General features: G+C 65.7%; 13 protein-coding genes and 2 riboswitches. Of the genes, 9 read left to right on the top strand and 4 right to left on the bottom strand.

The window, feature by feature from the left end; all coding sequences use genetic code 11:
* The first annotated feature begins 1 nt into the window (after nt 1).
* The 3 genes from AC3WJU_RS15355 (at nt 2) to AC3WJU_RS15345 (ending at nt 2,143) form a co-directional block, all read left to right on the top strand.
* A complete protein-coding gene (locus AC3WJU_RS15355; RefSeq protein WP_492260285.1) occupies nt 2-367 on the top strand; it encodes a DMT family transporter in 366 nt (121 codons plus the stop codon).
* 69 nt (nt 368-436) lie between these two features.
* Nucleotides 437-1,456, top strand: coding sequence for an aldo/keto reductase (locus tag AC3WJU_RS15350; RefSeq protein WP_492260284.1), 1,020 nt, complete (start codon nt 437-439; stop codon nt 1,454-1,456).
* Between the two features lie 36 nt (nt 1,457-1,492).
* On the top strand, nt 1,493-2,143 hold the full coding sequence (locus AC3WJU_RS15345; RefSeq protein ID WP_492260283.1) for an MBL fold metallo-hydrolase: 651 nt from the start codon (nt 1,493-1,495) through the stop codon (nt 2,141-2,143).
* 37 nt (nt 2,144-2,180) lie between these two features.
* Here the strand turns inward: AC3WJU_RS15345 and AC3WJU_RS15340 are convergent, their stop codons facing one another.
* Entirely contained in the window at nt 2,181-3,914 is a 1,734-nt protein-coding gene (locus AC3WJU_RS15340) for a DEAD/DEAH box helicase (protein ID WP_492260282.1), read from the bottom strand.
* 416 nt (nt 3,915-4,330) lie between these two features.
* Here AC3WJU_RS15340 and AC3WJU_RS15335 point away from each other — a divergent pair, with 416 nt between their 5' ends.
* Entirely contained in the window at nt 4,331-5,053 is a 723-nt protein-coding gene (locus AC3WJU_RS15335) for an SAM-dependent methyltransferase (RefSeq protein ID WP_492260281.1), read from the top strand.
* Here AC3WJU_RS15335 and AC3WJU_RS15330 read toward each other — a convergent pair.
* Nucleotides 5,050-6,534, bottom strand: coding sequence for an MFS transporter (locus tag AC3WJU_RS15330; RefSeq protein WP_492260280.1), 1,485 nt, complete (start codon nt 6,532-6,534; stop codon nt 5,050-5,052). The genes AC3WJU_RS15335 and AC3WJU_RS15330 overlap by 4 nt on opposite strands.
* 152 nt (nt 6,535-6,686) lie before the next feature.
* Between AC3WJU_RS15330 and AC3WJU_RS15325 the strand changes: the two genes are divergently transcribed.
* A complete protein-coding gene (locus tag AC3WJU_RS15325; RefSeq protein WP_284991887.1) occupies nt 6,687-7,952 on the top strand; it encodes an alkaline phosphatase family protein in 1,266 nt (421 codons plus the stop codon).
* Nucleotides 7,949-9,100 carry an alkaline phosphatase family protein gene (locus AC3WJU_RS15320; RefSeq protein ID WP_284991886.1) on the top strand — a complete coding sequence of 384 codons (1,152 nt, stop codon included), beginning with the start codon at nt 7,949-7,951 and terminating at the stop codon, nt 9,098-9,100. The genes AC3WJU_RS15325 and AC3WJU_RS15320 overlap by 4 nt, the downstream gene beginning before the upstream one ends.
* Here the strand turns inward: AC3WJU_RS15320 and AC3WJU_RS15315 are convergent.
* On the bottom strand, nt 9,097-10,125 hold the full coding sequence (locus tag AC3WJU_RS15315; protein WP_284991885.1) for an Lrp/AsnC family transcriptional regulator: 1,029 nt from the start codon (nt 10,123-10,125) through the stop codon (nt 9,097-9,099). The genes AC3WJU_RS15320 and AC3WJU_RS15315 overlap by 4 nt on opposite strands.
* A 143-nt stretch (nt 10,126-10,268) precedes the next feature.
* Here AC3WJU_RS15315 and AC3WJU_RS15310 point away from each other — a divergent pair, with 143 nt between their 5' ends.
* Nucleotides 10,269-11,489, top strand: a complete 1,221-nt coding sequence (locus AC3WJU_RS15310; protein ID WP_492260279.1) for a M20 metallopeptidase family protein — start codon at nt 10,269-10,271, stop codon at nt 11,487-11,489.
* Nucleotides 11,490-11,514: 25 nt separating this feature from the next.
* Nucleotides 11,515-12,807, top strand: a complete 1,293-nt coding sequence (locus AC3WJU_RS15305; protein ID WP_492260278.1) for an MFS transporter — start codon at nt 11,515-11,517, stop codon at nt 12,805-12,807.
* Nucleotides 12,808-12,888: 81 nt separating this feature from the next.
* Here AC3WJU_RS15305 and AC3WJU_RS15300 read toward each other — a convergent pair whose 3' ends face one another.
* A complete protein-coding gene (locus tag AC3WJU_RS15300) occupies nt 12,889-14,175 on the bottom strand; it encodes an MFS transporter (protein WP_492260277.1) in 1,287 nt (428 codons plus the stop codon).
* A gap of 102 nt (nt 14,176-14,277) precedes the next feature.
* Here AC3WJU_RS15300 and trmB point away from each other — a divergent pair, with 102 nt between their 5' ends.
* Entirely contained in the window at nt 14,278-15,201 is a 924-nt protein-coding gene (gene trmB / locus AC3WJU_RS15295) for a tRNA (guanosine(46)-N7)-methyltransferase TrmB (protein WP_284991880.1), read from the top strand.
* 86 nt (nt 15,202-15,287) lie between these two features.
* Nucleotides 15,288-15,386, top strand: a riboswitch (glycine riboswitch).
* A 1-nt stretch (nt 15,387) separates the two neighbouring features.
* Nucleotides 15,388-15,491: riboswitch (glycine riboswitch) on the top strand.
* Nucleotides 15,492-15,618: the final 127 nt, after the last annotated feature.

Below are 15,618 nucleotides of genomic sequence, written 5' to 3'. Positions count from 1 at the left end.
CATGACCGCCAAGTTCGCATGGGCCATTCTGCTGGCCTCCGCCGTGCTCGAAGCTGTATGGGCGACGGCTCTCGGGCTGTCCGACGGCTTCAGCGAAGCCCTCCCCACCGTGGTCTTCGCCGTCACGGCAAGCCTCAGCATGATCGGACTCGGCATCGCAGTAAAACGGATTCCCCTGGGCACGGCGTACGCCGTCTGGGTCGGGATCGGCGCTGCGCTGACCGTTGGCTGGGCGATGGCCACCGGCGTCGAACCGGCCAGCCCGCTCAAGCTGCTGTTGATTGCAGGAATCGTGGGTTGCGCGGCCGGGTTGAAGGCCCTTCCCACGGAGAAGCGTGAAGAAGTGAGCGAGCCCGCCCAACGATAAGCGCGGAATACTCCCCCGCGCCACGGGGTTGCCAGCAGTGAGACGAACACTCGGCGAAGGAGAAGCACCATGAGCCCGGAAACCACGAACGTACAACTCGGTGACGGCCTGACCGTGAGCCCCCTCGGTTTCGGCGGGATGGCATTGACCCCCGTGTACGGCGAGGTGGATCCCGCCGAATCCCTCAAGACGCTGCATCACGCCGTGGATGCAGGCATCAGCTTCATTGACACCGCCGACATTTACGGCGCGGGCGACAACGAAGAACTGATCGCGAAGCTGCTGAGGGACCGACGCGACGAGGTTCAGTTGGCCACCAAGTTCGGCATCGTGGGCAACCCGCGCGAGGGCTACACCGATGTCCGGGGAGATACCGCGTACGTGGCCCAGGCGGCGGAAGCGAGCCTCCGCCGCCTGGGCACCGACGTCATCGACCTCTACTACATGCACCGCCGCGACCTCCGCGTTCCGATTGTGGAAACCGTGGAGGCCATGGCAGAGCTTGTCCGGGCTGGCAAAGTCCGGCACCTTGGCCTGTCTGAAGTGACAGCCGAGGAGCTGAGGGAAGCCAACGCCGTGCACCCGATCGCAGCCGTGCAAAGCGAGTGGTCCATCTGGAGCCGGGACGTTGAGCGCAACGTCGTCCCGACCGCGGCAGAGCTGGGTGTGGGCTTCGTACCCTATTCGCCGCTTGGGCGGGGATTCCTCACCGGCACCGTTAGCGCCGAGCAACTCGGCGAGAACGACTTCCGGCACCGCATCCCCCGTTTTGCGGACGGCGCGCTCGACGCCAACCAGGCAGTTGTTGCCGCGGTGCGTGCCGTGGCCGCCGAGCTGTCCGGGAGCACCGGCCGGGAGGCAACTCCCGCCCAGGTGGCTCTGGCCTGGTTTTACGCCCAGGGCCGCCGCCTCCAGCTCAGCGTGGTCCCCATCCCCGGCACGCGCAAAGCACACCGCATCGATGAGAACCTGGGTGCCTTGTCGCTCGAGTTGAGTGCCGCCCAACTGGACGTGCTCGACGGCGCCGCGGACGCCGTCGTCGGCTCACGGTCCGCGGATCCCACCTGGGTTTCGCAGGGCCGCGAGTAGTCGGTGAGCCGCAGGCGGCTTCCGTAGAGTGGACGAATGGACTCACTCATTCATTCACTGCGTGACATCACCATCCGGCGAATCTCGGTCAGCGAGATGAACAACAACGTGTACCTGCTCACCGCCAAGGCAAGCGGCGCGCAACTCCTGATCGACGCCGCGGACGACCTTCCGGCGATCCAAGCAATGCTTGCGGAGTCGGTCGCCGACGCCGCATCGCCACCGAAACTTGCCCTCATCGCCACCACCCACCAGCATTGGGACCACGTCCGCGCGCTGCCCGGGTTAGTGGAAGCTACGGGCGCGAAGACCTCGGCCGGAGTGGACGACGCCGACGCGCTCCCAGTGCCCGTGGACGTGCAGTTGCACCATGGGGACGTGGGAAACTTCGACGGTTTCGACATCACCGCTGTGCACCTGCGCGGCCACACCCCGGGTTCGATCGCCTACGTGTACCTGGACCCCGAAGGGCCAGCGCACATTTTCAGCGGCGACTCGTTGTTCCCCGGAGGAGTTGGCAACACGCAGAACGATGCCGCCCGCTTCACGTCGCTGTTGAACGATGTGAGCGAACGGCTGTTCGAGGCCTACCCGGACGACACCGTGGTGCATCCGGGCCATGGAGATCCGACCACGCTCGGTGCAGAGCGGCCACACCTTGCGGAATGGCGCGAACGCGGGTGGTAGTCCCTACGGGGACGGGAGCCCCTAGACCCCGCGCGGCTTAGCGGCCGCGGCGCTCGTTCGACGCCGGAGCCGAGGCACGGCGCGGGCCGCTGCGGGCCGGACGACCGGCACCTGAATTGCCCGAGCCCGAGCCGTAGGAGCCACCGGAGTTGCCACCCGTGTTCGAGGACCAGACAGCTTTGTTGCCACCGGTGCGCGTTGAAGTTGCGGATTCCGTGCGCGGGGCCGACGCCGAGCGGTTGCCTGCGGCTGCACGCTGGCCGGTTGCCGGGCGTCCGCTGCGACCACCCTGCGCACCTTGGCCACGAGCAGCAGGAACGTCGTTGCGGTGAGCGGAAGCTGCGTTGCCGCGTCCACGCGTGCTGCGGGCGACGTCGTCGTTCGCTGCTGCGCGGCGCTCAGCGCGGTTGATGTCGGTGCGCACGGGTTCGGCCGCAACCTTGCCACGGCCACCGCGACCACCACGGCCACCCGCAGTGGGTGCAGCCTGGGTGGTGCGGCGGTTGCGCTTGCGCTGGGCGTTGGCACCGGTGGATGTGCCGCCGCCCGGCTGCTGGGTCTTCGCTGCGAGCAGTGCCGCACGGGTGCGGGGATCAACCTTGTCGGCGACCTGGCCCACGAGCTCGGCAATCAGGGGAGAGTTGGCCGTGACACGTTCGAACGAGACGTCGACGCCGGCAGCCTTCATGAGCTTCTTGACGTCGGACTGTTGCTCGGGGAGCGTCAGCGTCACCACGGTGCCGTCGGAACCTGCGCGGGCCGTACGGCCTGAGCGGTGCAGGTAAGCCTTGTGCTCTGTGGGCGGGTCGACGTGGATGACGAGTTCGACGTCGTCGACGTGCACGCCGCGGGCCGCGACGTCGGTGGCCACCAGGACCCGGACCTCACCGCTGGAGAACTCGGCGAGGTTGCGGTCACGGGCATTCTGCGACAGGTTGCCGTGAAGGTCGACGGCGGGGATGCCGCAATCGGTCAGGGTCTTGGCAAGCTTGCGGGCGTGGTGCTTGGTGCGCATGAAGAGGACGCGGCGGCCGGCGCCGGAGGCCAGCTCCACGATCAGCTGCTTCTTGACGGTCTGGTCGTTGACCACCAGGACGTGGTGCTCCATGGTGGTGACGGCGGCCTGGGGGTCGTCCACGGAGTGGGTCAGCGGGTTGGACAGGTAACGGTTGACCAGTTTGTCAACACCGTTGTCCAACGTCGCAGAGAAGAGCAGGCGCTGGCCCTGGGTGGGGGTCATGTCCATGAGCTTCTTGACCACCGGGAGGAAGCCGAGGTCTGCCATGTGGTCGGCCTCGTCCAGGACGGTGATCTCGACGGCTTCGAGGGTCAGGATGCGCTGGCGGATGAGGTCCTCGAGGCGGCCCGGGCAAGCGATGACGATGTCGACGCCGGCGCGCAGCGCCTTTTCCTGGCGTGCCTGGGAGATGCCGCCGTAGATGACCGTGGTGTTCAGGCCCATGGCCTTGGCCATCGGTTCGATGGTGGCGTTGATCTGGGTGGCCAGCTCACGGGTCGGCGCGAGGACCAGTCCCATGGGGCGGCCGGGCTTGCGGAAGTGCTTGGCTTCGCGCTCGGCGAGACGTGCCACAAGCGGGATAGCGAAAGCGATGGTCTTACCGGAGCCGGTGCGGCCACGGCCCAGGACGTCGCGGCCTGCGAGCGTATCCGGGAGGGTCTTGACCTGGATGGGGAAGGCTTCTTCGATGCCATCTGCAGCGAGCGAATCGGCAATGGCCTTGGGCGTGCCAAGGGCAGCAAAAGTAGTCATGTGCTTCAAGGGTCTTTCTGGCGGTGTCCAACGGACATCGTCCCCCGACGCCGGTTGGGCCAAGGGTTCGCCGAGGAAAAAGTCAGTGATCGACCGGTAGGCAATAAGCCGTGGCCGGGACCAGAGAAAACGCGTTCATCGACGCAGGATGTGCCTCTCACATGAAAAAAGCCCACTTCCCAAGTTTGGAACCAAGCCAAATTCGGGGACTAAGCGGGCATCACTGCACATCAAGTAGATCTATTCTAGCATCCGCGGGCAGCCGGCCTTTCCACAGGGCAGGTTCACGCAGGCGGTGTTCCCCCAAGTAGCTCGCAGTTGTTGTCGTTTTGAGTGCTTATAACGACAACAACTGCGAGTCAGTTGGGTGGGGACAGGCGTTGCCTCGCGGGGCCACATCAGGGCACGCTTGAGCCATGACGCACCAGCACGACGGCGGAGCCCACCTTCACGGCGAAATCCACGACAGCGGAGCCCACCTTCACAGCAACCCTGACCAGGACGCCGACCCGGCGCAGTTTTGGGACGAGGTCTACCGGGAGAAGGCGAAGAGGTGGAGCGGGAATCCCAATCCGCAACTCATCGCGGAAGCCAAGGGACTGGCTCCCGGCACCGCCCTGGATCTCGGATGCGGGGAGGGTGCGGACGCCATCTGGCTCGCCCAGCACGGCTGGACGGTGACCGCGGTGGACGTCTCCGCCGTCGCGCTTGAACGGGCAGAAGCCCATGCCGTCGACGTCGGGCTACCGGACCGGATCACGTGGCTGCAACGGAATTTCGGCTCGTGGCACCCGGAAGCTGGCTTCGATCTGGTGTCCTCCCAATTCCTGCATTCTCCGCTTCTTCCGTGGCGCGATTTCCTGGCCTCGGCTGCGGCGGCCGTGGCTCCCGGCGGCGCTTTGTTGGTTGTCGGGCATCATCCGGATGGCCTGACTCCGTGGAGCGGGCACAAGGACATGAAAGACAAGTTCTTCACTCCCGAGGACTTGGTCGAGGCGCTCACAAACGGTCCGGAGACGTGGCGGATCAACGTTGCCGATTCCCGCGAACGCGCGGTGACGGGCCCTGACGGCCAACACGCCACCACCATCGACAGCGTGCTCCGGGCCACCCGGACATCCGGGGCTCACACGTCCTAGGCCCGCACGTCGTCCGCTTCGGCTGCGCGGTGCGCCTCGGCGTCCACCGCATGTTCGGCACCAGAAGGCCGCCGGGCCGCGACCCGTGGCGCAATGACGAGCCCGACGACGGCGATGGCCGACGTCAGGACGAACACCCCCGCGAAGGAACCCGCCGTCGTCGTCAGCGCACTGAAGACGAGACCCGTCACGGCGAGCGAGAGGGCGCCGCCGAGGGAATCGGAGATGGACATCGCAGAACTGTTGAAGCCTTGATCCTCGGGCTTGGAGAGCGCCAGGGTCATGACACTCAACCGCGGGTACATCAGGCCCATCCCGGCGCCCGCGAACAGCCAGCCCGCAATCGCCACTCCGGCGGGCCACGCGAGCACCGTGGTCACGAGAACGATGACCACCGAACCGAGCACCAGCGCAGACCCGATCTTGACTGCAAGGGCGTTGCCGAGCCGGGAACCCATGCGGCCCTGGACTGCGGACGCCGCTGCCCAGGCAATCGCCGATCCCGTCAGCGCAAGTCCGGCGAATGCCGGGGAGAACGAGTACCGCTCCGTGAGGAGGTACGGCACGTAAACCTCGGTACCGAAGAAGGCTGCTGAGGCAACTCCGCGCATGAGGATGACGCTTGGCAATCCGCGGTGCGCGCCGAGCGTGCCGCGGGGGACCAGCGGCCGCACTGCCAGCATGGCGATGACGAGCGCGACGGCGGCGATCATCCATCCGACGCCGGGCAGCTGTCCGGAGAGGTTCAGGCCGAGAACCGCAAGGGCGGCGAGCGCGGCCCACCCCATGCGGCCGAAGGCCCAGGGAACATCGGCGCCTCCAGGCTTCGCCTCTCCGGCGCCCGCCTTGGGGGAGCCTGGCTCCGAGGAGCCCGCCTCCCGCGCGTCCGGCGTGGACCGCACCCCCCGCATGGCGGGAAGGATCATTGCCAAGGCCGGAACCACCAAACCCACGACCCCGAGGAACACCCAGTGCCAACTGCTCAACTCGGCAACCACGCCGGCGGCGAAGGGACCGATCATCGAGGGAATGACCCAGGCCGCCGAGAACGCGGCAAAGACTTGGGCATGCAACCTGGCGGGGTAGACCCGGGCGATCACCACATACAGCGCCACGGTCATGGCGCCTCCGCCGAGGCCTTGGACCAGTCTGCCGGCCACGAGCATCTGCATGGAAAGCGCGGTACCGGCGATGAGCAGCCCGGCCGCGAACAGCGCAACGGATGCGTACAGCGGGGCGGCCGGCCCACGCCTGTCCGCCCAGTTTCCTGCGGCCACCATGCCGATCACGCCCGTGGCGAGCGGACCGGCGAAGGCCAACGCATAGAGTCCGGCACCGTCCAGATCGCGGCTCACGAGCGGCATGATGGTAGTGACGGCCATGGATTCGAACGCTGCCAGGAAGACCAACGCACAGGCACCCGCCGTCGCCAGGAGATAGGGGCGTTGCAGTATGCCGGCTGTTGCGTCGTGGCTTGTCATCATCCCAGCCTAGAAGCCCAAACGAGTTTGGGGCCACCTTCAAAATCCATTCAAGTGATTAATATTCACCTGAAATTAACTCTGGGCAAACTCTGTACTAAATAGCCGACTATCGGTTGTTCCCGTAATCATTCCGTGATGCACTGCTTGGCGTGAACTTCACAAGACGCAACTTCCTGTCCGTTGCCGGATCTGCCACGGCTGCGACGCTTGTCAGCGGCGCCACCGTGAGGACCGTGCCCGCCGCAACCGCACTCCCACAGCCCGGTTCCTCAGGCATCGACCACATCATCGTGGTGATGATGGAAAACCGCTCGTTCGACCATTTCCTTGGCTGGATGCCTGGCGCGGACGGAAAACAGGCCGGACTGACGTTCGTTGACCGCTACGGCATTCCGCATACAACCCACCACCTGACGGATTTCCAGGGCTGTGGGCATCCGGACCCTGACCATTCCTACGAGGGCGGCAGGATCCAGTTCAACAACGGCAAGAACGACGGCTGGCTGCGGGCAGGCGAGAACGATGAATTCGCCGTGGGATACTACGATTCGAGCGACCTCGACTTCTGGCGCCAAGCGGGTCCCGACTGGACCGTCTGCGACCGCTATTTCGCAGCCACCCTCGCCGAAACGTATCCGAACCGCTTCTACCAGCACTCTGCTGCCACGGACAGGCTCCATAACTCGACCGTCACCAGCACCCTGCCCACGATCTGGGACCGCTTGGCAGCCGCCGGCGTTCAGGGAAAGTACTACTACGGCGACGTTCCCTTTACCGCCCTCTGGGGAACAAAGTACCTCGGCATCTCCAGGCCCTACGCCGAGTTCCTCAGCGACTGCAGTTCCGGCAAGCTGCCCTCGGTGTCCTTCGTGGATCCGCGCTTCACGGATGAGTCCAGCGGAACCTCCGGCGACGACCACCCGCACGCCGACATCCGCTCGGGCGAGCTCTTCCTGGCGGAGGTCTACAACGCCGTGACCAAAAGCCCCAACTGGGCGAACACCATGCTGGTGGTCAACTACGACGAATGGGGCGGGTTCTACGACCACGTGCCACCGGAAACGGCACCGGACAGCAATCCGGATACCGCCCGGCGCGGCTTCCGCGTCCCGTCCATGGTCATTTCTCCGCGCGCCCGCAGGCAATACGTGGCGCATGATACCTACGACCACACCTCAATCCTGAAGGCCATCGAGTGGCGCTGGGGGCTTCAAGCCCTGACGCCTCGAGACAATGCCGCGCGCAACATCGCCGAAGTGCTTGATTTCCAATCAGCACCCAATTTGACCGCTCCCACGTACCTCGTGCCGCCTTATGCCGCCGGACCGGCCTGCTCGCCTGTCGGGCCGCCGGCGGAAGAAGAGTGGGCCGGCCTGAAACAGAAAGCACTTGCGGACGGATGGACCCTGCCATGACCTTCAAGAACTTCGCCATTTCCAAGATGCGGCTCGGATTCGCTGCGCTGCTGGTCGTCCTGCTGGGCGCCTCCTGCATCGCCTTCGGATTGCAGCAGACCGAGGCACAAGCGAGCGAACCCCAAACCGTCCAGAGCTCCGGGTACCTCCCGGGAGCCAAGCACGTGTTCGTGATCAACCTCGAGAACAAGGGGTACGACACCACATGGGGACCGGGTTCGGCGGCACCGTACCTTTCCACCACACTGCGCAACCAAGGCGTCCTGCTGAACCAGTATTTCGGCACGGCACACAACTCGCAGCCGAACTACGTCGCCCAGATTTCCGGTCAAGGACCCAACCCGCAGATGCAGGCCGATTGCCAGACGTACTCCCCGTTCGCGAAGACCGGAACAGCAGATCCCGGCCAGGCCGTTGGGGACGGCTGCGTCTTCCCCGCCGATGTGCCCACGGTGGCAGGCCAATTGACGGCAGCGGGCAAGACCTGGAAGGGCTACATGGAGGACATGGGCACGCCGTGCCGCCACCCGGCCCTCGGCGCACCCGATGACACCCAGAAAGCAAGGGTCGGGGACCAGTACGCGGCCCGCCACAACCCCTTTGTCTACTTCGCGGGGATCACGGGATCGCCGGACTGTGCGAAGAACAACGTGGACCTCGGAGCCCTGAAGACCGATCTCGCTTCGGTCTCCACCACGCCCAACCTGTCCATGATCACGCCGAACCTTTGCCATGACGGACACGACTCCCCCTGCGTTGACGGACAGCCCGGCGGCCTGACCAGCGCCGATGCCTGGCTAAAGCAGTACGTTCCGCTGATCACCTCGTCTCCCGCCTTCCGCCAGGACGGCGTCCTGGTGATCACCTTCGACGAATCCGACAGCCCCCAATCAGACGCTTCCGCGTGTTGCGGCGAGGGCCCCGGGCCCAACTCCCCGCTTCCCGGGATTGTCGGACAGGGCGGCGGCCGGGTGGGCGCTTTGGTCATCTCCCCCTTCACCAAGGGCGGCACCTGGTCCACCACGCCGTACAACCACTACAGTCTGCTGGCCAGCATTGAAGACACCTTCGGCCTCCCGTATCTCGGCTACGCAGGCACCCCTGGGCTGAACCGCTTCGGACTAGACGTCTACAACGCCGGCCTCTAAGCCAAGCCGACGGCGGCGGTCGGCACGACGGCGCCGGTCGCCGTCGAGTCCGGGTTCAGCATCCAGCCGACCCGCTTGGCCGTGCTGAGCATCACGACGCTTTCGACGAGTTCGATCCCGGGAATGCGTTGCTGGATGGCGAGTTCCATCTCCATGACCTCGGCCAGCGAGCGCAGCCACATGATGATCACAAAGTTGGTGCTGCCGGTGGTGGAGGCCGTGAACCTGACGTTCCTCACGGCCCGCAACTCGGCGGCCGCGGCCTCGTGCTGGCCTGCTGGAACATTCGCGAACCACTGGCACGTCATGGGATAGCCGGAGAATTGCTGGGCGATTTCGCAACGGAAGGACAGCATCCGGCTCGCGAGCACCCGGCCGAGCTGCCGTTGCACCGTTGCAGGGTGCCGCCCCAGTGCGCGTGCGATTTCCGCGGCCGAAGCCCGTCCGTCCCGGGCGAGGAAGGGAAAGAGCTCCATATGGCTCGCCGGCAACGGGGTGACCTGCGCGTAAGGGGCGGACGGATTGAGCGCTTCCGGCCCGGCGAGGGCGCGGAGGGCCTGCTGCTCCGCCCGGCTCAGGACGTTGAGCCGCCACGCATAGCCGCTCGTGTGGATCCGGGTGCAGAGCGAGGTCCGGTATTTGGTGAGCCCCCGGATTTCCTTGAGCTGGGGCAATAGCCGGCTGCTGAACTCACCGAGGTCCTGGGTGATCACGGTCAGCATGAGGTCACGGTTGCTGGCGGCCTCCTCGACCGTGATGATCTCCGGAATTGCCGCGAGCGCGGCCGTTACCTCTGGCCTGAGGTGCATTTCGCAGTCCACGTCCAACAGGGCAAGGCAGGCATGCTTGGGGTCGCCCATGAGGTGCGCCGTGGTCCAAGCGGCTCCGGATTCCCGCAGGCGGTCCCATCTGGAGGCCAACGTGGTGGCATGGACGCCCAGGACCTCGGCGGCGTCGGACCAACTGATCCGCGGCGAGATCTGGAGGGCATTGATCAGCCGGAGGTCCTCCTCACTGAGTTCCATCAGCGATCCTCTCCTAGTCGATGCGCGATTCTTGTTAATTCTGGCATGTTCCTGAATTTTTACAGGGCTTTGGAAGATTGTGAGGCTAGTCACTCCACAATGGCTATGGATACCTACCAATCGTTCAGGAAACAGGAGAACAGATGTCGATCGCCGCAGACGCCCAAGAGATGCAGGGAGAAATCGCCCGGTTCCGCCACGAGCTCCACCAGGAACCGGAAATCGGCCTGGACCTCCCGCGCACCCAGGAAAAGGTGCTCAAGGCGCTCGACGGACTCCCGTACGAAATCACCCTTGGCGAGAGCACGACGTCGGTCACCGCAGTCCTGCGGGGCGGGGCGGAGCACGCCTCAGCGCAGAAGCCGGCTGTGTTGCTCCGTGCCGACATGGACGGACTCCCCGTCCAGGAGCGCACCGGCGTCGAGTTCTCCTCGAAGATCGACGGCGCCATGCACGCCTGCGGCCACGACCTCCACACGTCCATGCTCGCCGGAGCCGCAACCCTCTTGGCCGAGCGGCGCGATCAATTGGCCGGCGACGTCGTCCTGATGTTCCAGCCCGGCGAGGAAGGCTTCGACGGCGCGGGCCACATGATCCGCGAAGGCGTCCTGGACGCAGCAGGCCGCCGTGTTGACGCCGCCTACGGCATACATGTCTTCTCCTCACTGGAACCTCACGGCCAGTTCTGCACCAAAGCTGGCGTGATGATGAGCGCCTCGGACGGACTCTTCGTCACGGTCCTGGGCGCCGGCGGTCATGGCTCGGCGCCGCATTCGGCCAAGGACCCCGTGACTGCGGCCGCGGAAATGGTGACGGCGCTGCAGGTCATGATCACCCGGCAGTTCAACATGTTCGATCCCGTAGTCCTGACCGTGGGCGTGCTGCAGGCGGGTACCAAACGCAACGTCATCCCCGAATCCGCGCGTTTCGAAGCCACCATCCGCACATTCTCGGAAGCCTCCCGCGAGCGGATGATGACTGCGATTCCGCAGCTCCTCAAGGGCATTGCCTCCGCGCACGGCCTTGAGGTGGACGTCGACTACCGCGGCGAATACCCCATGACCGTCACTGACGAGGACGAGACGCACACCGCCGAGGACATCATCTCGGGAATGTTCGGCGATTCCCGGCTCTCCCGCTGGGCCACGCCGATCAGTGGCTCGGAGGATTTCTCCCGGGTCCTGGCCGAAGTTCCGGGAACCTTCGTGGGCCTCAGCGCCGTGCCGCGGGGCGTGGACCACACCACCTCACCGTTCAACCACTCTCCCTACGCCACGTTCGACGACGGCGTCCTGTCCGATGGTGCGGCGCTCTACGCAGAGCTCGCGGTCTCCCGTATCGCCACCCTCGCCGCCGGCAACTAACCACCCCCAGACCTTGGAGCAAGACATGACCGCAACCGTAGGCGCTTCAGCCACAGCCCAGGTTCACAAGTCCCATCTGCGAACCCTCATCGGCACCGGCATCGGCAACGCCGTCGAATGGTACGACTGGGCCATTTACGCCACGTTCTCGCCCTTCATCGCCAGCGCGCTCTTCAGCAGCGCCGACCCCACGTCCGCGGTCCTCTCCACCTTGGCGATCTTCGCCGTCGGATTCGTGGCCCGGCCGTTCGGCGGCTTCGTCTTCGGCTGGATCGGCGACCGGATCGGCCGCAAGACGTCCATGACCATCGCCGTCGGCCTCGCGGCTGTCGGCAGCCTGTTGATCGGTATCGCCCCGACATTCCAGGCCGTTGGGGCCCTGGCATCCGTCATGCTCCTGGTGGCCCGCCTCATCCAGGGCCTCGCCCACGGTGGCGAGCTGCCGTCGTCGCAAACGTATTTGTCCGAAATGGCGCCCAAGGAAAAGCGCGGCTTCTGGGCGACCCTCATCTACACCTCCGGCACCGCGGGCATCCTCGCCGGGACCCTGCTGGGCGCCATCCTGACCGGCGTGCTGAGCAAGGCCGACATGAACGCCTGGGGCTGGCGCATCCCGTTCCTGGTGGGAGGTGCCCTGGGCATCTACGCCTTAGTCATGCGAGCCAAAATGAAGGAGACCGAGGCGTTCCAAGCCGAAGCTCCGAAGGAAAAGCGCGAGCCCATGTGGCCGCAGATCGTCAAATACCGCAAGCAGGCCCTGCAGGTTATCGGGCTGACCGTCGGCCTCACCGTTGTCTACTACATCTGGGGCGTCGTGGCGCCGAGCTACGCGGCCAGCAGCCTCAAGATGGATCGTGGCGCAGCCTTGTGGGCCGGCGTCATCGGCAACGTCGCGTTCATCGCGTCGCTGCCGTTCTGGGGCAAGCTGTCCGACCGCATCGGCCGCAAGCCCGTGCTGATCGTGAGTTCCGCCGGGGCGGCGTTGCTGCACTTCCCCATGACGTGGCTCCTGAAGGACTCCCCTTGGCAGCTGGCCGTTTCGATGTCCGTGATGTTGTTTTTCATTGCCGGCAGCGCCTCGATTGTCCCGGCCGTGTACGCCGAACTGTTCCCGACCAAGATCCGCACCGTCGGCGTCGGCGTCCCGTACTCCATCTGCGTTGCGGTCTTCGGCGGGACGGCCCCGTACCTGCAGACGTGGCTCGGCAGCATCGGCCAGGCCAACATGTTCAACGTCTACGCCGTGATCCTGTTGGCCATCGGTATCGCGTTCGCCTTCATGATCCCGGAAACCAAGGGCAAGGACCTGACGCACTAACCTCCCCCTTTCGGACCCAACTGACTCGCAGTTAACGTCGTTTTGAGCCCTGAAAACGACAACAACTGCGAGTCAGTCGGGCTAGCCGACGTAGCGGTTCCGCCCGGCGCGGAACCCGAAGAAGGCCCCCAGGGACCCCACCACGAGGAACAGGATGCCGGCTGCGGCGAAGCCACCCGTCGCTTGGTGCAACTGGCCGACCATCAGTGTTCCCGTGGAGCCCAAGCCATAGCCGACGCCCTGCATCATGCCCGAAAGGTGCGCGGCGGTGTGCGAATCGCGGGTACGCAGCATGATCATGGTCAACGCCACGGCCGTGAGGCTCCCCTGGCCAAGGCCCAACAGTCCGGTCCACACCCAGATCAGGTCCGTGGGGCCGAAAATGCTCAAGGCAAAGCCACCCCCGGTCATGAGCGCCACCACGGTGTTGATGACGCGCTGATCCTTGAACCGGGCCGCTAGCCCCGGAGCAACGAACGAACCAAGCATCTGCAGGACAATCGACACCGACACGATCAAGCCGGCCGTCCCGCCGTCGATCCCGCGGTCACGCAGGATCGGCGCCAACCAGGCGAACACGCTGAAGGACATCATCGCCTGCAACACCATGAAGATGGTGACCTGCCAGGCGACGGCGGAACGCCAGACGTTCGCACCGCCGTCGGCCGCGTTGTGGCGGACGGGGTGCTGGCGGATCGCCAGCGGCAGGAAAAGCAAAAGTACGACGGCGGCGGGCAGCGCCCAGAACCACAGCGCCGAGGTCCAGTGCCCGGCCGCCGTGAAGACGGGGTAGGTGAAACCGGCACCAAGCGCGGCAGACGCGCAAATCGCCGTCGTATACAGACCGCCCATGAGTCCGAGCCGATGCGGGAAGTCGCGCTTGACCACGCCGGGCAGCAGCACGTTGCACAGGGCGATCGCGGCGCCGCACGCCGCGGTTCCGGTGAGCAGTGCGGGCAAGTGCCCCGCTCCGGCGAGGTCCACGGGTCGGATCAGCAGCCCCGCTGTCAGCACGGCCATCGCGCCGAGCAGCACCCTCTCGGCACCGAAACGGCGGGCCAGGATGGGCGCCAGCGGAGCGAAGACACCCAGCAAGGTCACCGGCACGGTGGTGAGGACAACCACCGCCCAGCCCGGCAGACCGGCGTTGGCGGTGACTTCCGGAAGGACAGCCGAAAAGCTCGAGAAGACCGTCCGCAGGTTCAGCCCGATGAGCACCAGGCAGATCCCCAAGAAGACGAGTCCGCCGCGCGTTTTGACCTGGGTGGGCTCGGCGGCGGGGAGCTCGTCGATCTCGGCGTCGACAAGTATCTCGGCGACGCCGGAGTGTGGCTTGGTGTTCTTGGGGGCGCTTGAAGCGGGGGTCACCAACCCATTCTGGCAGTCACTCCCGTGCGCGGACGCCTCGTGACGGGAGAGTGCGCAGGTTCCGCCGCGGGCGTTTGGTCCTGCAACGGTATTCTGGAGGGGATGAGTGAAACCCCAGAATCCCCTGAAACACCGCAGTCTTCGCGCCCCGTGACCCCAGGGAGCCAGGCCTCCTTCGGCACCTACGGCGGCCGGCCGGTCAGTTTCGTGCGCCGCGGGACGCGCCTCCAGGGCCGCCGCCAGGCAGCGTGGGAAGAGCACTCGGACCGCTGGGCCATCCAGGTTCCGCGGCATGTCGCCAACACCTCGGTGCACCCGGACTACGTGTTCGACGCCGAAGCGGAGTTCGGGCGCAAGGCACCGCTGATCGTTGAAATCGGCTCGGGACTCGGCGACGCCGTATGCCACGCTGCGGAGGAGAACCCGGACAAGGACTTCCTCGCCGTGGAGGTCTACACCCCGGGCCTGGCCAACACCATGATCAAGATCAACAGCCGCGGGCTCAGCAACGTCCGGGTGGTCGAAGCCAACGCGCCCGAGGTCCTGGCTACCATGCTTCCTGCCGGTTCGGTGAGCGAGCTCTGGGTCTTCTTCCCCGACCCCTGGCACAAGTCCCGGCACCACAAACGCCGCCTCATCCAGCCCGCGTTCGCCGAACTCGCTGCGCGGTCCCTCAAGAAGGGTGGCCTGTGGCGGATCGCCACCGACTGGTCCAACTACGCCGTCCACGTCCGCGAGGTCCTGGCCGGCTCAACCGAGTTTGAAAACCTGCACGACGGCGAGCGGGCCGGCGCGGACAGCCCCCTCACCCAAGTGTGGGAATCCGGAGTCGAATCCATGGTGGGCGGGGCCCCCGTCAAGGAAGGCCGGGCACCGGTCAGCACCGAGCACACCGGCCCCAACGAGGGAGTGGACCACGTAGGCGGATGGGCTCCGCGCTTCGATGGCCGCATCCGCACCAGCTTCGAAAACAAGGCCCACGAGGCCGGGCGCATGATCTTCGACCTTAGTTACCGCAGGATTTAGCTTCACGAATGCTCACGTGCCCTTTGCGTGCCGCACAGGCACCGGATACCATGTGAGACGTGTCACCGGAAGGCGGCACACGCTTATGATCTGCGGCGGGAGAGCCCTGCCGGTACGTTTCAGCAGGCGCCGTAGGAGCAAATCCTCCCCAGGAATCTCTCAGGCCCATGTACCGCCGCGGCAAGGCAACTCTGGAAAGCAGCCCGGGCAACCGGACTCACCGACGGTGCAAGCGTCCAGCCGCAAGGCAGGGACGCGGAAACTCTCAGGTCCAATACAGAGCGGGGAGGAACCGAATCATCGTGGTGCGTCCGCGCCACCTGAATTATGGAGTTCCTCATGACCCTGGCACCTGAAGGCCGTAAGCTGCTGCGCGTTGAACAGCGCAACAAAGCCGTCCCGGTCGAACGCAAGCCC

It is taken from the genome of Arthrobacter sp. FW306-1B-F12A, from assembly GCF_058781865.1.
Note: the sequence above shows the minus strand (reverse complement) of the source record. Positions and strands in the feature narration are given on the sequence as shown.